This window comes from Psychromonas sp. SA13A (genome assembly GCF_011378715.1).
GTDB lineage: Bacteria > Pseudomonadota > Gammaproteobacteria > Enterobacterales > Psychromonadaceae > Psychromonas.
The window spans coordinates 27,209-49,447 of sequence record NZ_WTKU01000013.1; the positions used below are offsets into that span (position 1 = coordinate 27,209).

The following is a 22,239-nucleotide window of genomic DNA, read 5'->3' on the forward strand; positions in this document are numbered from 1 at the left end:
GGGGAGGAAATGATGTCGTGGGTGTTAATTAAATAGCTTGATTAATGGTATTCGTTTTCGAATACTTTCGAGTTTCATTTGGGGTGAAGGTAATAACTTAAAAATGCTATTGTCGCTTTATTTACTTTATTTACTTTATTTACTTTATTTTTTTAATTTTTTAATCAATTTTTTCAAGGTATTACCGTGATTAGCATGTTATTGTGCTTTTTTTGTTGATTTGAATCATTTTGTTTTCGATTGTGATCCATTTGGCAGTATTTTATGTTCGTTCGAACTATATTGCGCTCATAAAGCAGTTGATGTCGCGAGAGGAATATTCTCTTGTATAAAAACTAGCCAATGATTCTTATACCGTCCTCATTTACCCAAGGAATACCCGTTATGTTAAACATTTTTCGGCCAATGGCGCATATTGATCGCCTGCCTGAAAACCAAGTAGATCCATTGTACAAACGCTTACGTTGGCAATTGTTCTTAAGTATCTTTATTGGTTACGCAGGTTATTATTTAGTACGTAAAAACTTCAGTTTGGCGATGCCTTTTTTGATTGAAGAATATGGTTATAGTCGCGGTGATCTTGGGGTTGCGCTGGCATCTGTTTCTATTGCCTATGGGTTATCTAAATTTTTAATGGGGAATATCTCAGATCGTTCTAATCCTCGTTATTTTTTGAGCGCCGGTTTGATGATGTCTGCTTTAGTGATGCTGTGTTTTGGTTTCATGCCTTGGGCAACCAGCAGTATTACCGCTATGTTTATCCTTTTATTCTTAAATGGATGGTTCCAAGGAATGGGGTGGCCTGCTTGTGGTCGAACCATGGTGCATTGGTGGTCGCATAAAGAACGTGGTGGCATAGTGTCGGTTTGGAATGTTGCACATAATGTTGGTGGTGGGTTAATTGGTCCATTATTCCTTTTAGGCTTATGGGCTTTTAATGATGATTGGCGTGCCGCTTTTTATGTTCCAGCTTTCTTTGCTTTATTAGTTGCTGTTTTTACTTTCTTAACAATGAAAGATACTCCACAGTCTTGTGGTTTACCGGCCATCGAAGAATACAAAGATGATTACCCTGATAACTATACAGAGTCTTTTGAAAAAGAGATGACAGCAAAAGAAATCTTCTTTAAGTACGTATTCAATAATAAATTATTATGGTTTATCGCGATCGCCAACGCATTTGTTTACTTAATTCGTTACGGTGTACTTGACTGGGCACCTGTTTATTTAAGTGAAGTAAAAGAGTTCTCTGTTGATAAATCTTCATGGGCTTACTTTTTATACGAGTGGGCTGGTATTCCTGGCACGTTATTGTGCGGTGTAATTTCTGATAAATTATTTAAAGGTCGTCGTGCACCAGCTGGTATTTTATTCATGCTATTAGTAACTATTGCTGTGTTAATTTATTGGTTCAACCCTGCTGGTAATCCAATGGTTGATATGGCTGCCTTAGTTGCGATTGGTTTCTTAATTTATGGTCCTGTTATGTTAATCGGTTTATACGCGCTGGAACTTGCGCCTAAAAAAGCAGCGGGTACAGCGGCTGGTTTAACTGGATTATTTGGTTACCTTGGTGGTGCGGTAGCGGCTAATGCATTATTAGGTTACACGGTAGATATATTCGGTTGGGATGGTGGATTCTTAGTCATCGTAATTGCATGTGGTTTATCTATATTCTTCTTAACGCTTGCTATGTTTGGCGAAAATAAAATCCATAAGCAACGTAAGTTAGATTTAGAAAGTAAAACCGTTTAAGTCTATGTAATTAAATGTTATACATATGAATTAGAACAATCTTAACTTATTGAAATTAAGACTAAAACCCGTATTGGTTCATCGCTAATACGGGTTTGTTTTTTTAACCATAGCAATCTATGAATGCTTAATTGCATTAAGGATTGGTAATAATACCAATACTGTTAAATAGCCGATCATTTTTGTTGGTTAGAATGCTTCACTTCTGCGTTAGAAGTTTTGCAAAGGGAATAACAGTTTAGCGCAATCTTTGCTTTAAACCTTTGCTTTAAATTGAAGCATTTTTCCTGCCCAATGATTGATCAAATAGTTAATAAAGTTGGTATAAGTCAGCCGTTATTTAGCGGTTACATTTTATGATAAGGATGGATCAAACGATGTTTACAAAATTACCCCGTTTTAAAAAATTATGCTTAGGAATAATTGTAGCACTACCTATTATCAGCAGTGCTTATGCAGATAAAATCGTGGTTGCCCATCGTGGTGCAAGTGGTTACTTACCTGAGCACAGCATGGCAGCAAAATCTATGGCTTATGCTATGGGCGTTGATTATATCGAACAAGATGTAGTGATGACTAAAGATAACGCGTTAGTTATTTTACATGATCATTATCTAGATGGTGTTACTAACGTTGCTGATGTTTACCCAGATCGTAAACGTGAAGATGGCCGTTATTACGCTATAGATTTCACCTTGGATGAAATTAAAAAGCTAAATATGACAGAAGCCTTTAAGATCAAAGATGGCAAAGCAACGGCTGTTTATCCTAAACGCTTCCCTCTTTGGAAATCGCAGTTCAAAGTACATACTTTAGAAAATGAAATTGAATTGATTCAAGGTTTGAATGCTAGCACAGGTAACAATGTAGGTATTTATGTTGAAGTGAAAGCGCCTTGGTTACATCGTCATGAAGGTAAGGATATTAGTGCAGCAGTATTAAAGGTCTTTAAAAAATATGGTTATACGAAAAAATCCGACTTAGCTTATTTTCAATCCTTTGATGCGAATGAATTAAAGCGTGTTAAAACGCAACTATTACCTGAATTAGGCTTGGATGTTAAATTGGTTCAATTGATGGCTGAAACCAGCTGGAATGAGACAATGGAATATCAAGATGGTAAGGCGCAACCTTATAATTATGATTGGATGTTCAAACCTGATGCAATGAAAAAGATTGCTGAATATGCTGATGGTGTGGGTCCATGGAAGCCAATGGTCGTTGCTCCTGAGTCCACTAAAGATAAGCTTGTATTTACTTCTTTAGTTAAGGATGCACATGATGCTGGTATGGAAGTTCATCCTTATACTTTCAGATTGGATGAAGGAAGAATTCCTGCTTATGCAGAAAACTTTGAAGATTTATTAGATATTTTCTACAACAAAGCCAATGTTGATGGTGTCTTCACTGATTTCCCTGATCGTGCGGTTAACTTTTTAAAGCTAGATAAACAATAAATCGAGCGTCTTTCGCATGCTCAATGAAGTTTAATGTGAAAAAAGTCTAATCTGAAAAGCACTTAGCATGTTGTAAGTGCTTTTATTTTTTCCCTATATTCTTTCCTATAAAAGGATAAAATTAAGTCGTTTTTAGACCTATTAAAGCTTGGCTTTAGGCGAAGTTACTTCCAAAGGAATGTTATGTTCTTTTAAGATGGCGACAATTTCATCTGGCGGTGTAAGGTCCGTTATTAACATATCTAACTCGCTGATATTTCCTAAGTTAACCATCGCATTACGGCCAAATTTAGTATGATCTACTGCCAAATAAATACGGCGGCTATTCTCTATAATCGCTTTTTTAACACGTACTTCATGGTAGTCAAAGTCTAATAAAGAACCGTCATAATCAATACCACTAATCCCGAGAATACCAAAATCTAGTCGAAACTGTTTAATGAAATCCAGTGTTGCCTCACCGACAATCCCACCATCCTTGTTGCGTACTTCGCCACCGGCGAGAATGACTTTAAAGTCTTCATTACCCATTAAAATACCGGCAACATTAATATTATTCGTTACAACACGTAAATCCTTGTGTTTTTTGACCAATTCTTTAGCAATTGATTCCGGTGTAGTACCAATATCAATAAATAAAGTAGCGCCATCGGGAATGTGTTTGACTAATGCCTCTGCAATGGAGTCTTTTTCATGTGATTGCATTACTTTACGGGCACTATAAGCGGTATTAACAGAGCTTTGTTGTGTTGTTGCTCCACCGTGATGACGGCGTATTTTATTCTCGTCTGCGAGTTCGTTAAGATCGCGTCGAATGGTTTGCGGGCTAACGTTGAAGTGTTCAACTAGATTATCAGTACTGATATATCCATTTTTTTGTACGAGTTTTATTATTTCCTTATGTCTTGTTGTCTGCTTCACGGATATTGTTCCTTGTGTTACTGGCTAAATTCAATAAAACAAGTTTACTGCGCCATCAGTGAATAGCAAGAAATTACAAAATTTATGAGTGAAAAGAGAGGCTTCGGATAAAAATTAATTTATGGATTGATCGTGAATCTTTTAGATCTTATCCCTAAATAAGGGCATTGTGATCGAAAAAGAGCACCTTTGAGGTGCTCTCTAAATAGTTGACTTCGATAAACTTTCTATCGCTATAGAAGGAGGTGTTATGAGGTTAACTTAAAACGAATCTTCGTTGTTTTCGTTGTGAAGATCAGCCCATACCATGGCACATTTGATTGCTCGTTTCCAACCGTTGTAACGTTGCTGACGTTTTTCTTGCACGGCTTTAGGTTCAAATGAACGTTCTATAGTTGCTTTATCTTTTAGCTCTTCTAAACCATCCCAGAAACCAACAGCAATACCAGCAAGGTAGGCTGCGCCTAGCGCTGTCACTTCAGTAACCGCAGGACGATGAACCGCAGTATTTAGTACATCAGATTGGAATTGCATTAAGAAGTTATTAGCTACTGCACCACCATCAACACGTAATGAAGCTAACTGGATATTTGAGTCTGCTTGCATTGCGTCAAGTACGTCACGTGTTTGGTAAGCAATACTTTCTAATGTTGCACGAATAATATGGTTAGAATTAGTGCCTCGATTTAAACCTACGATTGTTCCTCGAGCATACGGGTCCCAATATGGTGCGCCTAAACCTGTAAAGGCAGGGACTACATAAACCCCGTTAGAAGAGTCAACTTTGGTTGCAAAGTATTCAGAATCTTTTGCATCCGAGATTAACTTCAATTCATCACGTAACCATTGAATCGAAGCACCACCCATAAATACAGCACCTTCTAAGGCATAGCTAGCTTCACCTCTAGGGCCACAGGCAAGTGTTGTTAGTAGGCCATTTGATGAGGTTATTTTTTCTTTACCTGTATTCATCAACAAGAAACAACCTGTGCCGTAAGTATTTTTTGCTTGTCCTTTTTCAACACACATATGACCGTACAAAGCAGCTTGTTGATCCCCAGCAATACCTGCAATTGGAATACGTGTTCCGCCTAAACCACCGATATTGGTTTGGCCGTAAACTTCCGATGAACTTTTTACTTCTGCCATCATAGATTTTGGAATACCAAAGTCTTTTAGTAGTTTTTCATCCCACTCTAAAGTGTTGATGTTAAATAACATAGTACGTGATGCATTGGTGTAATCAGTGACATGTACTTTACCTTGTGTCATTTTCCAAATTAACCAAGTATCAACGGTACCAAATAATAATTTCCCAGCTTCAGCATCTTCACGAGCACCCTCTACATTGTCCAAAATCCATTTTATTTTGGTACCTGAGAAGTAAGGGTCAAGCATCAAGCCTGTGTTTTCACGCACGTATTCTTCTAACCCTTGTGCTTTTAATTCTTCACAAATAGCCGCTGTACGACGACATTGCCAAACAATCGCATTATAAACAGGCTTTCCAGTTTCTTTATTCCAAACGATGGTTGTTTCACGTTGGTTAGTAATACCAATACCTGCAACTTGATCACTGCGAATGCTCGCTTTTGCCAGTGTTTCTATTAATACGGCACTTTGCGTTGCATAGATTTCCATTGGATCATGTTCAACCCAACCTGAATGAGGGTAAATTTGTGTGAATTCACGCTGGGAAACACTGACGATGTTGGCATCGTGGTCAAGAATGACTGCGCGAGAGCTAGTTGTACCTGAGTCCAGTGCAACAATATATTTTTTATCGGTCATGGTGTTGTCCTTTTATTTTCATTTGGTTATTAATTATTGAATGATATAGATACTTTTATTATGTATGTGTTGAATTAGCAGGATACTGAGAGGTAAGTCTCCTGCTATATCTTATTTAGTCACAATCGTTCGGGATCGTGCATCCTTGTCCAGCTACGGGTAAATATTGTGCGATTACTTTCGGGTAAGCCCAAGCACCAAAACATGCACCACAGATTGGCGCTAAAATAGGAATAATAAAGTAAGGAACTTCTTTTGCGCCAGTAAGAGCAAAGTCCCATCCCGCTAAATAAGCGAAAAGTTTCGGACCAAAGTCTCGCGCAGGGTTCATTGCAAAGCCAGTTAGTGGGCCCAAAGAACCACCAATGACGGCAATTAAAACGCCAATCAATACAGGGTTTAATGCACCACGTGATGCACCATTGTTATCATCACCCAATGCTAAAATAGCAACCATTAATACGGCTGTAATAACAAATTCAACAGCAAAAGCACCGATTAAAGAGATTGAAGGATGCGGATAGGTTGAGAAAATGCCTGCAGTTGAAAGTGCAGCTTCGCTGCTGCGAACAAAGTTATGTGCAATTTCATAATCAGTGAATAAGCTGCTATATAAAGCATAAATGAGTGCAGCAGAACAAAATGCGCCTAATACTTGAGAAACGATATAAGGTAAAACTTTACGTTTATTAAAACCATGAAAAGCAGCCAGAGCGATGGTTACAGCAGGATTTATATGAGCACCAGAAACACCAGCAGTACAATAAATCGCTATCGCAACGCCCATTCCCCACATGATGCTTATTTCCCATTGTCCGAAATTAGCGCCAGCTAATACTAGTGCAGCAACACAACCTACGCCAAAAAATATTAATAGCCCTGTACCTATAAACTCTGCGATGCATTGACCTAGTAATGAATGTTGTTTACTCATTTTACTTTCTTTTCCTTATTTCAATGTATGAATGTATTTTGATGTGGCAAAGATACTTATGATTAACAAATTAGCTACATTCTAAACCATTTTTTGCGCGTTCGGTCATGTTTTGTTCCAAATCGAGCTTTTACGCGCTTTTTAAATATTTCATTTGTTACATTCATGTAAAGTTAAAATTACTTTTTACGTGATATTAAGCATTATTTTGCTTATTTAGGTGCTAATTTTTAGAAGTGTGCCTGTTGTTTTTTCTTGTTTAGGAGCTGAGGAATACTTGGGTAGATCATTAATCTATTACTTGGATAAATGATGTTCGAATATGCGCATTTTAAAGGCTGCGTGATTTCTTTATGTTATTTCACAAATGATAGAGGGAAGATTTTAATGCGTGGGGAGTTTTTTGATTGGAATCGTTGTTTAAATACCAAGGTTTATTAACATTGATATGCTCTTATTTATTTTGCCCAGAATTATAGTTTTATGTAGCTTTATATGGTTTTAGGTCGTCCTATGTCGCTCTATACAATTTTAAATTGTTCTCGCTTGTTTTAGGTTAGGTGAGAATGAAGAAAATCGCACAGCGTTAAACTGCAAAACTTAAAACTAAAATTTTCAAATTCAAGTGTAGATATAATGTTACTTTTCACTTTCATTATTTTTGTACTTGTCTAAGTAAAAATTAACATTCGCCTTCATAACGAATAGTCTGGGCTTTTGTTTTACCATTTTCTCCTGGGAAGTCTTTAAACATAGCGGCTAATAATTGATCGAATACACCTGCAATAACATCGCATTCTCCGATACTTTTCACTCGTGATTCATAGACTTTCTTTGCTTGATTTTTGTTCTCGATAGATGCGTAACTAGGTTTTAAGGATTCAGCTTCCACAATGTCTAATGCAAAAGAAATAGTGTACAGCGTAATTAAGCTAGCAGGTTTACTGGTTGCTGCGTATTGCGGCATGACATAACGACGACCAGGAAAGGCGCTTCGCTTGTCATCTTCATCTGTATAAAAGGCGTAGGGGCCAAAAATGGGTGTTAACACAACGGAGGTTTTACCATTGTCTATACCATAGGCGACAATAGCTACGTATTGGGCTGCGTTTGCATTGTTTACAATTGAATAACCCACCATTGCGAGTTGGGTTTCAATTTTCTTTTTATAATTCGCAAACTCTAATGAGTTGTTTTTATCAATATCCGCAGACACTACAAATATGTTACCTGAGCTATTGTAATTCTGTTGATAAAAAGCGGTCGTTTTAGTGTCAACCTTAAGCGTTGAACAGGCCGAAATAAAAAGTATTAATGAAAGTAGGACAAATCGTTGTAGGTATTCCATTATAAATCCTCATTAATAACTTAACATTTTATTCATAGCGTACGATTGATGACCCTTTGATTAATGTATTTCTACTCAGGATAAGCAAAGCGCTGATGAGACTATGTTGCAACTATGTTGCAACTAAGTTTCAATTATATTTTAGCTATATTTCAGCTACGCACTTCATACATTCATGAATGAATAATCTAGCATAGTGTCTATGATGTAAAACATGATGACAGAAAAGGCTGTTTGAACCGTGAGTTGGCTCTGATAGTCGTATCAAATCATTAAACAATATTGTAATGAACAGAGATAATTTTTATCTTAAATATTTATTTTTAACACGGTTTTTAACTTTAACTTTAACTTTAACTTTAACTTTAACTTTAATTTTAATTTTAATTTTAATGTTGATTTTAATGTTGATTTTTAACACTGGTTTTTAACTTTAGTTTTAACATTGGTATTTTTAATACTGATTTTTAATATGACGTGGAATTTAGCTTTGTGTCGAATGAAGCGTATTGAGATTGCTAGTTAACAACTCATTACACCAATAAAAGTAAATTCTGCTTAGCAAAACAGAGTGTTCACACTTGCTTAAAAATGCGTTTGTCCATTAAACATCATACTTATTAAACCTTCGCGAAGTGCGCCATTGGAAAGTTGCATCGACTGAATATTCAAGGTTTCAAATAGTGCGATTAAAATAGCTAACCCACTAGCAAAAACAGGCATTCTGGATTCTTCTAAGCCAACAATATTGAGCCCTTGTATGGTGTGGCATTGTATACATTGTTGCTTAATGTTGTGTAGCAGTTGTAACGACAACTCTTGGCTTAAGTGCTGAGCTTGATTGACTTCATTAACCGCTTGAATAGTGCCTGATGCGCCTAACGTTAGTTGCCATTGGTGTTTTGTATATTGTGATTTGACAGTTGAAATAACCTGCTTTGCTGCATTTATTGCATTATTAAAATTATATTCACTTAACAAACCGTCAGCAAAATAATGATTTAACCAAGTAACACAGCCAATATCTAAACTATTAGCGACATGAATGTGGTTACCTTTTCCTAATACCAACTCAGTACTTGCGCCACCAATATCGATTACTAACAGTTCTTTTTCAGTTTTTTCAGTAAAAGAAACGCCTTTAAAAATCGTTTCAGCTTCTTGAATACCTGAAATAAGATTAATAGGGCGGTTGAGAATATCTTGTGCAGTATTTAAGAAAAGTTGTTTATTAGTAGCAATACGCAGGGCTGCGGTGGCAGTAATGAGAATACAGACAGGTTGAATCTCATCCAGCAATAGTCTGAAGTCTTGTAGGCAAGCCCAACCTTTTTCCATGGTGGCTAAATCAAGTTGTTTTTGCCCATTTAATCCGGCAGCTAAGCGTACTTTTTGCTTATGCTTTGAGACGACGTTAAAACCATTAGCTTGTTTGGTGACTGTAAGCATGTGGAAACTGTTCGAGCCTAAATCAATAATGGTATAACGCGCTGTTGCCATATTATCTTTTATGTGACCTATGATAGTTGTCTTTGCGATTATTTGGATGAACTTTATATTTAGTTACTTTCATCACTGGTAAAGAATCTAATAGTGAATCTTTATCGTATTCGCTAACCGGAATATTATGCTTAATATACTCTTCAATGGCAGGTAAATTAAACACATATTTTTCACAGGCTAAACTTATCGCTAATCCTTTTTCACCCGCACGGCCAGTTCGACCAATTCGATGAACATAATCTTCACAGTCATCGGGTAAGTCAAAGTTAAAGACGTGTGATACTTTTGGGATGTGTAAACCACGTGCTGCAACATCCGTTGCGATCAGAATATCCACATCACCTTGAGTGAATTGTTCGAGAATATGCTCACGTTTTTTCTGCGGTACATCGCCGGTTAATAGGCCTGCACGGTGACCGTCACCCGCTAAATATCCCCATACTTTTTCACAAGCATGTTTAGTATTAGCGAAAACAATCGCTTTTTCTGGCCATTCATCTTCCATTAAACTAAGTAATAACAACATTTTATCTTCGTTTGATGGGTAAAATAGTTCTTCAGTGATATTAGCTGAAGTCATCACTTCAGGTTCAATTTGAACATGCTCTGGGCTGTTCATATGTTCAAATGCAAGCTCTTGTACTTTGTGTGACAAGGTAGCAGAAAATAATAGGTTTAAACGCTTATCAGCGGCTGGCATACGACGGAATAAATAACGAATATCTTTAATAAAGCCCAAATCGAACATACGATCTGCTTCATCTAGGACAACACTTTGTATCGAATCTAAGTTAATGACACCTTGTTTAACGAAGTCGATGATACGCCCCGTAGTGCCAATTAAGATATCAACGCCTTTTTCTAGTTTATTTTGTTGAATTTCAACTTTCTCGCCCCCATATGCTAAACCAAGGCGTAAAGAAGTTGACTCTGAAAGAGTAATTGCATCTTTATGTATTTGAATCGCAAGTTCACGTGTAGGTGCTAGAATAATAGCCCTAGGTTGGTTCTTACGGCGATTTTCAGGTACATCGTTAGTTAATAGGTGATGGAAAACGGCAGGTAGAAATGCCAAAGTTTTGCCTGTACCCGTCTGAGCTTGGCCTGCAATATCTTTACCTTGTAAGGTAATTGGCAGTGACAAAGCTTGAATCGGCGTACAGTATTCAAAACCTATAGCAGTTAAACCTGAAAGTAGACTTGGCTCTAGAGGCAAGTCTGAAAATTTTGTTTGAGTTAGGTGTGTTTTATTCATTTGCAGAGCATAGCAGTTTATACTTGCAATAAATATTGAGATCGATTCAAATATCAAAAAATATATTTTACCAGTGAGCATGTTATAATAACTTTCTACTAGTAAATCTTTTCTGGAGATAAAAATGAGCGAAAATATCGTAACTTTAAGTGATGCAAGTTTTGACACTGACGTTGTAAATGCAGCTGGTCCTGTTTTAGTGGACTTTTGGGCTGAATGGTGTGGTCCTTGTAAAATGATTGCACCAATTTTAAGTGAAGTCGCTGTTGAATATGCAGGGAAAGTAACTGTTGGTAAATTAAACATCGATCAAAACAGTGAAACACCACCAAAATTTGGTATTCGTGGTATCCCAACTTTATTATTATTTAAAGATGGAAAAGTGGCTGCAACTAAGGTTGGCGCACTTTCTAAATCACAACTTACAGAGTTTTTAGACGCTAACGTTTAAATACTCTACTCAGAATGAGGTTAAGTTAATCTAGCTTAATCTTCATTCTGGACAGTTCCAATTATTAATGCTACCTTTACGCTCAAATTATGAGCAATTCATATTTAAGCTATTCAAACACACGTTATCTACCCATTTAATCCATATTAAAACATCAAAAGAATTATGAATCTAACCGAATTAAAAAATACTCCCGTTCCTGAGCTTGTTGAGCTTGGAAGTTCTATGGGGCTTGAAAATTTAGCCCGCCTTAGAAAACAAGATATTATCTTCGCAATATTAAAAGCCCATGCTAAAAGTGGTGCTGATATTTTCGGTGCTGGTGTTTTAGAAATTTTACAAGATGGTTTTGGCTTCTTACGTAGCTCTGACAGCTCTTATTTAGCTGGCCCAGATGATATCTACATTTCTCCTAGTCAAATTCGTCGTTTCAATTTACGAACTGGTGACAGTGTTGAAGGTAAAATAAGACCGCCTAAAGAAGGCGAACGTTATTTTGCATTGCTGAAAATTATGCAAGTCAATTTCGACAAACCAGAAAGCTCCCGTAATAAAATCTTATTTGAAAACTTAACTCCTATCCATCCAGATGAGCGTTTCCGTTTAGAGAATGGTAGTGGTAGTACTGAAGATATTACTGCACGTATTTTAGATTTAGTTTCACCGATTGGTAAAGGTCAACGTGGTTTGATCGTGGCACCGCCAAAAGCCGGTAAAACGATGTTGCTACAAAATATCGCGCAAAGTATTTCAATTAATTATCCTGAAGCTGAACTGATTGTTTTATTAATCGATGAGCGCCCAGAAGAAGTAACTGAAATGCGTCGCTTAGTACGTGGTGAAGTAGTGGCATCAACATTTGATGAGCCTGCTAGTCGACACGTTCAAGTTGCTGAAATGGTTATCGAAAAAGCAAAACGTCTTGTTGAACATAAAAAAGACGTGGTTATTTTACTGGATTCAATTACACGTCTCGCACGTGCTTATAACACCGTTATTCCAAGCTCAGGTAAAGTACTAACAGGTGGTGTTGATGCCAATGCATTACATCGCCCTAAGCGTTTCTTTGGTGCTGCTCGTAATGTAGAAGAAGGTGGTAGTTTAACTATCCTTGCTACTGCACTTATCGATACGGGTTCTAAAATGGATGAAGTTATCTATGAAGAATTTAAAGGTACAGGTAACTCTGAAATTCATCTAAATCGTAAGTTAGCTGAAAAACGTGTTTATCCTGCGATTGATATCACTCGCTCTGGTACTCGTCGTGAAGAGTTATTGACTAAGTCTGACGAATTACAGCGTATGTGGATCCTGCGTAAGATTGTTCATCCTATGGGTGAAATTGGCGCAACTGAATTCATGATCGATAAGTTAGGATTGAGTAAAACCAACGATAGCTTCTTTGATGCAATGAAAAATCAAAAAGCAAAATAATTGATTTTGTTTTACTGAATAATAACGCTACTTAGGTAGCGTTTTTTTTACTTTAAATTTTGTCTTGGATACTGATTTGCCCCAAACTTGATAAGTTACTGAGTTGAATTATGATTATGCTTCTATTCAATTAAGACATTACTTATTTTTATCAGTAAACTTGATCAGTTATTGACTATCTTTCGTATTAATCTTAGATAATGACTCACATAACAAGATGTAATCGTTCAATATAATAAGCAGGTGAATATGAAGTTTGATGATTTGCGTGATTTTTTAAATCAACTAGAAGAAAAAGGCCTATTAAAACGTATTAGCCAAGAAATAGACCCGAATTTAGAAATGACTGAAATATCCGACCGTACGCTACGTGCTGGCGGACCTGCTTTGTTGTTTGAAAATCCTAAAGGTTACGACACGCCTGTATTAACTAATCTCTTTGGTACCACTGAACGTGTTGCATTAGCAATGGGTAAAGAAAAAGTGAGTGAATTACGTGAAGTTGGTGAATGGCTTGCTTATTTAAAAGAGCCTGAGCCACCTAAAGGCTTAAAGGCGATGTGGGAAAAGTTACCTATTTTCAAACAAGTATTAAATATGCCAACCAAAAAGGTAAGTTCACCTGCTTGTCAAGAAGTTGTGATGCAAGGTGATGATGTTGATTTAACTAAACTACCTATTATGAAATGTTGGCCTGGTGATGTTGCTCCGTTAATCACTTGGGGGTTAACAATCACTAGAGGTCCTTATAAAAAACGCCAAAACCTCGGTATCTATCGTCAACAGTTGATCTCTAAAAATAAAATTATCATGCGTTGGTTATCACACCGTGGTGGTGCAATTGATTTTCGTGAATGGCAAGAAGCAAATCCGGGTAAACCGTTCCCCGTGAGTGTTGCTTTAGGAGCTGATCCTGCGACTATTTTAGGGGCTGTAACACCTGTTCCAGATACCTTATCTGAATATGCTTTTGCTGGTTTGTTACGTGGTTCCCGTACTAAAGTCGCTAGTTGTTTAAGCAATGATTTAGATGTGCCTGCTACGGCTGAAATGATTTTAGAAGGTTATTTGATGCCAGGTGAAGAAGCACCTGAAGGACCCTATGGCGATCATACTGGTTATTACAATGAAGTTGATGACTTTCAAGTGATGACAGTAACCCATGTTACAACTAGAAAAGACCCTATTTATCACAGTACTTATACTGGACGTCCGCCAGATGAACCAGCAATACTTGGCGTGGCGCTTAATGAAGTGTTTGTACCTATTATTAAAAAACAATTCCCTGAAATTGTTGATTTCTATTTGCCACCTGAAGGCTGTTCATACCGAATGGCTGTTGTATCGATGAAGAAAAGTTATCCTGGTCATGCGAAAAGGGTGATGTTAGGGATTTGGTCTTTCTTACGACAGTTTATGTACACTAAATTTATTATCGTATGTGATGATGATGTTAATGTTCGAGATTGGAATGATGTTATGTGGGCTGTGACCACACGGATGGATCCAAGTCGCGATACCACATTGATTGATAACACTCCTATCGATTATTTAGATTTTGCTTCTCCAGTATCTGGCTTAGGTTCAAAAATGGGCTTAGATGCAACTAACAAATGGCCTGGTGAAACTACCCGTGAATGGGGTACGCCTATTGTGATGGATGAAGCCGTAAAAGAAAAAATAGATGATCTTTGGAATGAGTTGGATATTTTGTCATAATATACTCATTATATATTGAATGATCACAAGTATAGATAGTTGATTAAATGTTAATGATATGATCAGCTATCATCACCCAAATCATCATTACCGCCAACACAATTAAAAGAGAAATTAATGCCACAAATTACTTGTAATGTTGCTTCGATTGAGAAGTTAAATGCGTTTTTATATCGTGTTTTTTTAGCGCCAACCAGTAGTGCACCTTTTAAAGCGGGTCAATATGTTTCAGTGGTAATGGGAGAAGGCGATAAACGCCATTTCTCAATTGCAAATACACCTTCAAGCGATTTAATTGAATTACATATCGGTGCCACTGAAGATAATAAATATGCAATGCAAGTTGTTGAGAAAATGCAGTCAGGTGAGTCATTAGAAGTTGAAATTGCTAACGGGGCAGCTTATTTACGTGAATCTTCAACTCGTCCTATTATCTTAATGGCAGGTGGAACGGGCTTCTCTTATGTGAAATCGATTTTAGAGCAAATTGTTGAATCTGAATTGAAGAATCCTGTTTACCTATACTGGGGAGTTAAGGAATATTCACATTTTTATTTTGAAGAGCAAGCTATCAACTGGTCTACCGAGCATAAAAATATCCATTTTCATCCCGTTGTTGAATTACCTGAAGCATTTTGGCAGGGTAAAAAAGGTTATGTTCATCAAGCAGTATTAGATGAATTTAGTGACTTGTCTGAGTTTGATATTTATATTGTAGGTCGCTTTGAAATGGCAAAAATTGCTCGTGAAGATTTCATTAAACAAGGTGCTTTAATCGATAATATCTATGGCGATGCGTTTGCATTCATTTAATGCTCCAGCAAGTGATAACGTTTGTTATCACTTGCTAACACCTACTACTGGGTTTAAATCGTTTAATGGTAAATAAAGTACTCTCTGCAGCAACAGATATCGATCAATTATTTCTTCGCTTCTTAGTCGGCAAAAGTAAAGTCTATAAAGAAGAGGACTATAATGACGGTCTAAATGAACAAGAAATTGATCAACAAGGTAGCGATCCTAATCAACCAAGTGGTTGGCATCAACGTACTTTATTAAGCGTTGAAAAAGAACGTAAAATGCGTGTGTTAGAGGAAAAAAAATTACAACAAAGACGTGAGGCATTATTAGTCCGTGATTTTCAGAAATTACTATTAACGACCATCGATGAAAAGCTGGGTAATACTCAACGTGTATTGTGTGACCACTTACAAATGCATCAACAATGTGTTGATTTACTAACGGCACTGATTGCGAAAGAAACGCGATATTCAGTATTGGCTGAGTTATTAGATCGTAACCCATATGCGCGTAATCATGTGATTGGCCTTGTTTCTAGTCAAGATTTTATGGCTTTATTAGGCAGACAAAAACGTATTGTTCATGATGTGCAAACTGCTGTTGGCATGATTGGTACTAATGGATTACGGTATTTAATTCCTGCGTTGATGTTTAAACATCGTATTAATATTTATAATCAGCATAATCGTTTGTTTACCAAAAAATTGTGGCGCTATCAATTGACCTTAGGTCAAACTTGTACTTCGTTAATGTTAGAAGCGGGATACCGTCATCCCTATGAAGGGCAGATGTTATCTGCGATGCTCAATTTTGCTTATACTGCCGCTTTCCATCAATACCTCGTCTCATTTGAAAATGTCCGCTCGCGCTTTATTCTAGAAGCTCGTGAACAAGGTGAAAGTATGCGCCATGACTTTTTTCATGACCTCAAGTCTGATCTTGCCTCATTGCAGGCGTTATTGATCACTAAATCCGATCTAATTATGAGCGTTAAGCTTGCGACTCCAGTATTCTCCAAGGACTTTCCTCATTTAGTCACTGCATTAACTGAAGAAGTAGAAAATATCGATTTTGACTCTCGTTCTGTGTTGGGACAAATTCTATTTAAAGCCGTTTATTTTGCAAAATATGAGCAATTGCGTGCTTCTCGTTTATTCAAGAATGAGTGGTTAGCAAGTTATTTTAAAACTGCTCATATTGATCAAGCAACTTTTAAACTCTTGTCTAAACAAGAGTTATTTCGATTTAAGCCCGACTGGTAGATGTTTGAAATATACTCGCTGAAATAGTCAAAATCGTGTAAAATACGTCATCCATTTTATAGAGAATTAAAACATGCCAAGTAACGTCGATAAGTTTAGCGATATTCGTCCATATAATGACCAAGAGATACAGCCTGCTATCAAGCGTGTCATTAATAGCGAAGAGTTTATTGATGCGATATTAAGTTTTCGTTTTTCTAAGTTATCTAAGTTTTTAGGGTTTTTACTAAAACCATTAATACGTCGCTACTTTTTGTATAAGTGGGGCAATATCAATAGCATCGATCAAATGCAAAAAATCATGGGTCATTACGTGCAACGTATGATCGATTCTACGACCACTAATTTCACTTATTCTGGATTACAAAATCTAGATCCAAATAAAAGCTATCTTTTTGTTTCAAATCATCGAGATATAGCGATGGATCCTTCTTTTGTAAACTGGGCTTTATATTCAGAAAACTTTAAAACAGTACGTATTGCGATAGGTGATAATTTACTTAGTAAACCATTTGTCGCAGATTTAATGCGCATGAATAAAAGTTTTGTTGTGAAACGCTCTGTGGTTGGTGTACGTGAAATGATGAAATCACTATCACATTTATCAGATTATATTTGTAGCTCATTAAAGGAAGATAGCAGTATTTGGATTGCACAAAAAGAAGGACGTGCAAAAGATGGTTTTGATAAAACTGATCCTGCAATCATTAAAATGTTTTATGTGAATGGTAAAAAACAGAAAATCCCTTTTGCTGAATATATTAATTCTTTGAATATTGTTCCTGTCGCTGTTTCTTACGAGTTGGATCCTTGCGATCAACAAAAAGCGCGTGAGTTATATGAAAAAGCAGAGTTTGGAGAATACAAAAAAACTGAATTTGAAGATATCGAAAGTATTGTTAGTGGCATTATAGGTCAAAAAGGCCATGTCCATGTCTCATTCGGTACCCCATTACAAAGTGAGTTTGAGAATGCGGATCAAGTAGCTGAAGAAATTGATACACAAATTTACCAGAACTACTTTTTACACCCTTCTAATTTGATTGCTGCAGAGCAAGATGTTGATAATATTTCAGCAGAAGAAATCGCTGCCTTTAAGGCGCGTATTCAAGCGATAAAACCAGAGTTACAGGATACCGTATTAAAAATGTATGCAAACCCTGTAGGGCATTACACAAGCTAATTTCTCCTAAATAACTGATTTACTCTATTTGTTATGCACATTCAACAAAATGTTGAATGTGCATTTTTCATTTTTATTTCATCTCTATCTAATTGAAAAATAAAGTTTAATTTCAATGTTTTGTGCTGCCTCAAATTTTCAACAAATTCATTAACAGAGTTATCCACAGATTGTTCCATGTTGAAAGTAAATGTTTATTTTTCACTAATACCTATTAATAGGTGATCATTGATCGTTAATTTCTACTATTGGTTAACACGTCACCTATTACCTTTATTTGATAACTTATGATTTGTCGAAGACAATATAATAAAACGTGATCACTATTTTATGTCGTGTAGGTATACTAGGTAACAATTTTATCTGATTGGTAGTTAATCTATGGCTGTAGTTCCTGAAAATCCCTTTGTACTTGTTGATGGGTCCTCTTATTTATATCGTGCTTTCTTTTCTCCACCACACTTAACTAATTCTGCAGGTGAAGCGACAGGGGCTGTTTACGGCGTTGTGAATATGCTGCAAAGTTTATTAAAGCAATTTAGCCCAACACATATTGTGGTTGTATTTGATGCGAAGGGAAAAACCTTTCGTGACGATATGTATGGTGAATACAAAGCCAATCGCCCGAGTATGCCTGATGATTTACGTAGCCAAATAGAACCGTTACATGCGGTGATCAAAGCAATGGGTTTGCCTATTTTAACTATTCCGGGTGTTGAAGCGGATGATGTGATCGGTACCTTAGCGTTACAAGCGAGTAAGATGGGAGTAAAGACTCTGATCAGTACTGGTGATAAAGATATGGCGCAATTAGTTGATGAACATACCTTCTTAATTAACACCATGACTAATACGACTTTAGATGTTGAAGGCGTTAAAGAAAAATTTGGTATTCCACCTGAAATGATCATTGATTATTTAGCATTAATGGGTGATAAGGTCGATAATATTCCTGGTGTCCCAGGCGTTGGGGAAAAGACGGCGTTAGCTATGTTACAAGGTTTAGGTAACATGGATTGTATCTATGAAAACTTAGATAAATTAGCTGATTTAGGCTTCCGTGGTAGTAAAACCATGGCTAAAAAGATGGCAGATAATGAAGCGATGGCGCGTTTATCTTACTTATTGGCTACCATTAAATTAGATGTTGAATTAGACCAAGGTTATGAAGATTTTAAACCTTCCCCACAAGATACTGATGAGCTAATTAAACTATTTGGAAAATTAGAATTTAAGCGTTGGTTAGCATCATTATTAGCAGGTGATAATTTAGTCGCTAAAGCTTCTTCATCTCAAGAAGGGCAGTTTGTTGCGCCTATAGAAGCCGCTAAATCAATGGTAGATCGTGATAGTTACAAAACAATTTATACAAAAGGCCAATTATTACAGTGGATTAAAAAGTTAAAGCAAGCAGACGTTTTTGCTTTTGACACTGAAACAACTAGCCTAGATTACATGAAAGCTAACATTGTAGGACTTTCATTTGCTATTCAAACTAATGTCGGTGAAGAAGCTGCCCCTATTATTGAAGCGGCTTACCTACCGTTAATGCATGATTACATTGATGCACCTACACAATTAGATTTTACTGAAACACTTGAGTTGCTAACGCCTTTATTGACGTCAGATGAACATAAAAAAGTAGGTCAAAATCTTAAATACGATCGCAGTGTATTATTAAATCATGGTATTACTTTAGGTGGTATCGCTTTTGATACTATGCTGGAGTCATATGTATTAGATAGTACCGGTAAGCATGATATGGATACCTTAGCGTTAAAATATCTAGGCCATAAATGTATCAGCTTTGAAGATATTGCTGGTAAAGGTAAGAAACAACTGACCTTTAATCAAATAGCGATTAAAGAAGCGGCTCCTTATGCAGCTGAAGACGCAGATATTACGTTGCGTTTACATCTTGAGTTACAAACACGCTTAAAAGAAACGCCTGAGTTATTGAAGGTATTAGATGAAATAGAAATGCCGCTATTAACTGTCTTATCTGACATAGAAAGAGGCGGCGTAGAAATTGATAGTAAATTACTGGGTGTGCAAAGTGTTGAAATTGCAAAACGTTTATTAGAGCTAGAAGAATTAGCTTATGAAGAAGCTGGTAAACCTTTTAACTTGAGTTCACCGAAGCAATTACAGACTATTTTATTTGAAGAGCTCAATATTCCTGTTATTAAGAAAACACCTAAAGGTGCCCCTTCTACAGCAGAAGAAGTGCTTCAAGAGTTAGCGTTAACTTACCCGTTACCTAAGTTGATTATTGAGCACCGTGGTTTAAGTAAATTAAAATCGACTTATACTGATAAATTGCCATTAATGGTCAATGAACAAACAGGTCGAGTACATACTTCTTACCATCAAGCGGTCACAGTGACTGGTCGTCTATCATCAAGCGATCCAAATTTACAAAATATTCCAATCCGTAGTGCAGAAGGTCGTCGTATTCGCCAAGCGTTTATTGCACAACCGGGATATAAAATTGTCGCTGCCGATTACAGCCAAATTGAATTACGTATTATGGCGCATTTGTCTCAAGATGATGGCCTATTAACGGCTTTCTCAGCGGGTAAAGATATCCATAAAGCAACTGCTGCAGAAGTATTCTCTGTATCACTTGATGAAGTGACGGTTGATCAGCGTCGTAGTGCTAAAGCGATTAACTTTGGTTTGATTTACGGTATGAGCGCATTCGGCTTAGCAAAACAGTTAAATATTGGTCGTCAAGAAGCACAAACTTACATGGATCGTTATTTTAGTCGCTACCCAGCAGTATTAACTTACATGGAAGATACGCGTTTGTTAGCGAATGAAAAAGCCTATGTAGAGACTGTCTTTGGACGTCGCCTACAGTTACCTAATATCAATGCTAAAAATGGTATGTTGAAGAAAGCGGCAGAACGCGCAGCGATCAATGCGCCGATGCAAGGTACCGCTGCTGATATTATCAAAAAAGCGATGATCAAAATGGCAGAGTGGGTGAAACAAAAGCCGGCTGGTAGTGTTCAAATACTCATGCAAGTACACGATGAATTAGTGTTTGCGATTAAAGAAGAATGCGTCGAAGAGTATACAAAAGAGATTCAAGCCATTATGGCGAATGCAGCTGATTTAGCTGTGCCATTAATTGCTGACGCAGATGTTGGTAATAATTGGGATGAAGCGCATTAATTTTGAACTTAATTAAAAATAATAGGACAAATAATATGAAGATATAACATTGTCCATGCTTTCTTCTCATTCCCCTCAATATGTGTTGCGTATATTGAGGGTTTTTTTTGGCTATTTTTTTAGATGTTTTCTGGGAGTGGATTTGCACTAGAGGTTAACTTTAGGGAGTTAATTTAAAGGAAGTTAACGTAAAGCTTGAAAGGGATTAATTAGGTTTAGTAAAACAAATCTCGATATAGGCATTACCTTTATCTGATTTAAAAGGCATTAATACTTTAGAACCATTAACTTGATGGCTAATTGAATGGTTTTCACCGGTAACAACAATAGGTGTTGCCATGTCAAATTCAAAGCCTTTTTCACCGAGTTGACGCTTGGCACCACCTGCGACCATGTTAGTGATTTCACCCACCATATCCGTAATATCATCAGAGATATCCTCGATTTTTTCACCTACCATCATTTCAAATACATTTAATGCTAATTTTTTCTCAAAACTAATTGAAAATGATCCTGAAGTAGTTGGGCCAACCATACCAATTAATCCTGAAACATCACCACGTGCGACGGTATCTTTTTTTAGGCTTGGACGCCCTGGTTTAATATCCAACATCGCCATGGTTTTTAAAACATTAATAAATGAGGATAAAAACGGGTTAACAAATTCTGCATTCATAGTTTAATTACTGCTCATAATGATTAAGTGGGTTAATTTTTTATGAGACTAATTATAGAGGCAGGTTTCACAAATTCCATGCGCTTCTAACACTTTATTGGTAATTTTAAAGCCAAACTGTGAAGCTTTCGCAGAAAATGCCTCATCAATAACAGGATCACTTAATTCAATGACCTTTTTACACTTATTACAGATCAACAATTGCATCGCATGTTCGCAACCTAAATGACAGCACATTAAATAAGAATTCAAAGATTCTATACGATGAATAAAGTGGTTTTCTAGCAGAAACTCTAATGCACGATAGATAGTCGGTGGCTTAGCTTTGCTATCAAATACTTGTAATTGCTCTAATAACTCATATGCCGTGATCGCGCCTTTATGTTCAGCCATTAAAGTGAAAACTTGTTGTCGTACTGCTGTAAAACGTACGTTGTTAGCTTTGCAGATATCGATAGCACGAGCAAGTAGTGGAGATGGCTTTATTGGTGGTATTGTTAGCGGCGTTGTTGACTGCGTTATTGACATAGTTACGTACTTTTTTCAGTGAAAGAATCAAGATAATAACA

At 36.7% G+C, this 22,239-nt stretch carries 17 protein-coding genes; 9 read left to right on the forward strand and 8 right to left on the reverse strand.

Annotation, left to right across the window (positions count from 1 at the left end; genetic code table 11):
* Positions 1-384: 384 nt before the first annotated feature.
* Together glpT and glpQ are read left to right on the forward strand one after the other, a co-directional pair.
* Entirely contained in the window at positions 385-1,755 is a 1,371-nt protein-coding gene (glpT, locus tag GQR44_RS12355) for a glycerol-3-phosphate transporter (protein ID WP_166372077.1), read from the forward strand.
* 377 nt (positions 1,756-2,132) lie between these two features.
* Positions 2,133-3,212: a glycerophosphodiester phosphodiesterase gene (gene glpQ, locus GQR44_RS12360; protein WP_166372078.1), complete on the forward strand. Its 1,080-nt coding sequence runs from the start codon at positions 2,133-2,135 to the stop codon at positions 3,210-3,212.
* 141 nt (positions 3,213-3,353) lie between these two features.
* Here the strand turns inward: glpQ and GQR44_RS12365 are convergent, their stop codons facing one another.
* The 6 genes from GQR44_RS12365 to rhlB all read right to left on the reverse strand — a co-directional run bounded on the left by GQR44_RS12365 (position 3,354) and on the right by rhlB (position 10,964).
* Positions 3,354-4,133 carry a DeoR/GlpR family transcriptional regulator gene (locus GQR44_RS12365; RefSeq protein ID WP_166372079.1) on the reverse strand — a complete coding sequence of 260 codons (780 nt, stop codon included), beginning with the start codon at positions 4,131-4,133 and terminating at the stop codon, positions 3,354-3,356.
* Between the two features lie 261 nt (positions 4,134-4,394).
* Positions 4,395-5,924, reverse strand: a complete 1,530-nt coding sequence (glpK, locus tag GQR44_RS12370; RefSeq protein ID WP_166372080.1) for a glycerol kinase GlpK — start codon at positions 5,922-5,924, stop codon at positions 4,395-4,397.
* 115 nt (positions 5,925-6,039) lie between these two features.
* Positions 6,040-6,858 carry an MIP/aquaporin family protein gene (locus tag GQR44_RS12375; RefSeq protein WP_166372081.1) on the reverse strand — a complete coding sequence of 273 codons (819 nt, stop codon included), beginning with the start codon at positions 6,856-6,858 and terminating at the stop codon, positions 6,040-6,042.
* A 682-nt stretch (positions 6,859-7,540) separates the two neighbouring features.
* A complete protein-coding gene (locus GQR44_RS12380; protein WP_166372082.1) occupies positions 7,541-8,206 on the reverse strand; it encodes a hypothetical protein in 666 nt (221 codons plus the stop codon).
* 585 nt (positions 8,207-8,791) lie between these two features.
* The gene (locus tag GQR44_RS12385) at positions 8,792-9,706 is read right to left on the reverse strand and encodes a guanosine pentaphosphatase (protein WP_166372083.1); all 915 of its coding nucleotides are present in this window, start codon (positions 9,704-9,706) and stop codon (positions 8,792-8,794) included.
* A 1-nt stretch (position 9,707) separates the two neighbouring features.
* Positions 9,708-10,964, reverse strand: coding sequence for an ATP-dependent RNA helicase RhlB (rhlB, locus tag GQR44_RS12390; RefSeq protein WP_166372084.1), 1,257 nt, complete (start codon positions 10,962-10,964; stop codon positions 9,708-9,710).
* Positions 10,965-11,088: 124 nt separating this feature from the next.
* Between rhlB and trxA the strand changes: the two genes are divergently transcribed.
* The 7 genes from trxA (at position 11,089) to polA (ending at position 20,994) form a co-directional block, all read left to right on the forward strand.
* Complete coding sequence (gene trxA, locus GQR44_RS12395) at positions 11,089-11,415, forward strand: thioredoxin TrxA (RefSeq protein ID WP_025563658.1); 327 nt, start codon at positions 11,089-11,091, stop codon at positions 11,413-11,415.
* A 165-nt stretch (positions 11,416-11,580) separates the two neighbouring features.
* The gene (rho, locus tag GQR44_RS12400; RefSeq protein ID WP_166372085.1) at positions 11,581-12,849 is read left to right on the forward strand and encodes a transcription termination factor Rho; all 1,269 of its coding nucleotides are present in this window, start codon (positions 11,581-11,583) and stop codon (positions 12,847-12,849) included.
* Between the two features lie 249 nt (positions 12,850-13,098).
* Positions 13,099-14,568 carry a 4-hydroxy-3-polyprenylbenzoate decarboxylase gene (ubiD, locus tag GQR44_RS12405; RefSeq protein ID WP_166372086.1) on the forward strand — a complete coding sequence of 490 codons (1,470 nt, stop codon included), beginning with the start codon at positions 13,099-13,101 and terminating at the stop codon, positions 14,566-14,568.
* A 117-nt stretch (positions 14,569-14,685) separates the two neighbouring features.
* On the forward strand, positions 14,686-15,381 hold the full coding sequence (gene fre, locus GQR44_RS12410) for an NAD(P)H-flavin reductase (protein WP_166372087.1): 696 nt from the start codon (positions 14,686-14,688) through the stop codon (positions 15,379-15,381).
* A 65-nt stretch (positions 15,382-15,446) separates the two neighbouring features.
* On the forward strand, positions 15,447-16,631 hold the full coding sequence (locus GQR44_RS12415) for an HDOD domain-containing protein (protein WP_166372088.1): 1,185 nt from the start codon (positions 15,447-15,449) through the stop codon (positions 16,629-16,631).
* Positions 16,632-16,704: 73 nt separating this feature from the next.
* Positions 16,705-17,814 (forward strand): 1-acyl-sn-glycerol-3-phosphate acyltransferase, encoded by a 1,110-nt coding sequence (locus GQR44_RS12420; RefSeq protein ID WP_166372089.1) that lies wholly within the window; start codon positions 16,705-16,707, stop codon positions 17,812-17,814.
* Between the two features lie 381 nt (positions 17,815-18,195).
* Positions 18,196-20,994, forward strand: a complete 2,799-nt coding sequence (gene polA / locus GQR44_RS12425) for a DNA polymerase I (RefSeq protein WP_166372090.1) — start codon at positions 18,196-18,198, stop codon at positions 20,992-20,994.
* A 205-nt stretch (positions 20,995-21,199) separates the two neighbouring features.
* Here polA and GQR44_RS12430 read toward each other — a convergent pair whose 3' ends face one another.
* Positions 21,200-21,670 carry a chemotaxis protein CheX gene (locus tag GQR44_RS12430; RefSeq protein ID WP_166372091.1) on the reverse strand — a complete coding sequence of 157 codons (471 nt, stop codon included), beginning with the start codon at positions 21,668-21,670 and terminating at the stop codon, positions 21,200-21,202.
* Positions 21,671-21,718: 48 nt separating this feature from the next.
* A complete protein-coding gene (locus GQR44_RS12435; RefSeq protein ID WP_166372092.1) occupies positions 21,719-22,198 on the reverse strand; it encodes a transcriptional repressor in 480 nt (159 codons plus the stop codon).
* Positions 22,199-22,239 lie beyond the last annotated feature (41 nt).

Bases quoted from the DNA above. Each gene is read 5' to 3' on its own strand.
- GQR44_RS12430 (WP_166372091.1), bottom strand. From the start codon at position 21,670: ATGAATGCAGAATTTGTTAACCCGTTTTTATCCTCATTTATTAATGTT.
- fre (WP_166372087.1), top strand. From the start codon at position 14,686: ATGCCACAAATTACTTGTAATGTTGCTTCGATTGAGAAGTTAAATGCG.
- GQR44_RS12375 (WP_166372081.1), bottom strand. From the start codon at position 6,858: ATGAGTAAACAACATTCATTACTAGGTCAATGCATCGCAGAGTTTATA.
- trxA (WP_025563658.1), top strand. From the start codon at position 11,089: ATGAGCGAAAATATCGTAACTTTAAGTGATGCAAGTTTTGACACTGAC.
- glpK (WP_166372080.1), bottom strand. From the start codon at position 5,924: ATGACCGATAAAAAATATATTGTTGCACTGGACTCAGGTACAACTAGC.
- GQR44_RS12420 (WP_166372089.1), top strand. From the start codon at position 16,705: ATGCCAAGTAACGTCGATAAGTTTAGCGATATTCGTCCATATAATGAC.
- ubiD (WP_166372086.1), top strand. From the start codon at position 13,099: ATGAAGTTTGATGATTTGCGTGATTTTTTAAATCAACTAGAAGAAAAA.
- GQR44_RS12380 (WP_166372082.1), bottom strand. From the start codon at position 8,206: ATGGAATACCTACAACGATTTGTCCTACTTTCATTAATACTTTTTATT.
- GQR44_RS12435 (WP_166372092.1), bottom strand. From the start codon at position 22,198: ATGTCAATAACGCAGTCAACAACGCCGCTAACAATACCACCAATAAAG.
- glpQ (WP_166372078.1), top strand. From the start codon at position 2,133: ATGTTTACAAAATTACCCCGTTTTAAAAAATTATGCTTAGGAATAATT.
- GQR44_RS12415 (WP_166372088.1), top strand. From the start codon at position 15,447: ATGGTAAATAAAGTACTCTCTGCAGCAACAGATATCGATCAATTATTT.
- GQR44_RS12385 (WP_166372083.1), bottom strand. From the start codon at position 9,706: ATGGCAACAGCGCGTTATACCATTATTGATTTAGGCTCGAACAGTTTC.
- rhlB (WP_166372084.1), bottom strand. From the start codon at position 10,964: ATGAATAAAACACACCTAACTCAAACAAAATTTTCAGACTTGCCTCTA.
- rho (WP_166372085.1), top strand. From the start codon at position 11,581: ATGAATCTAACCGAATTAAAAAATACTCCCGTTCCTGAGCTTGTTGAG.
- glpT (WP_166372077.1), top strand. From the start codon at position 385: ATGTTAAACATTTTTCGGCCAATGGCGCATATTGATCGCCTGCCTGAA.
- polA (WP_166372090.1), top strand. From the start codon at position 18,196: ATGGCTGTAGTTCCTGAAAATCCCTTTGTACTTGTTGATGGGTCCTCT.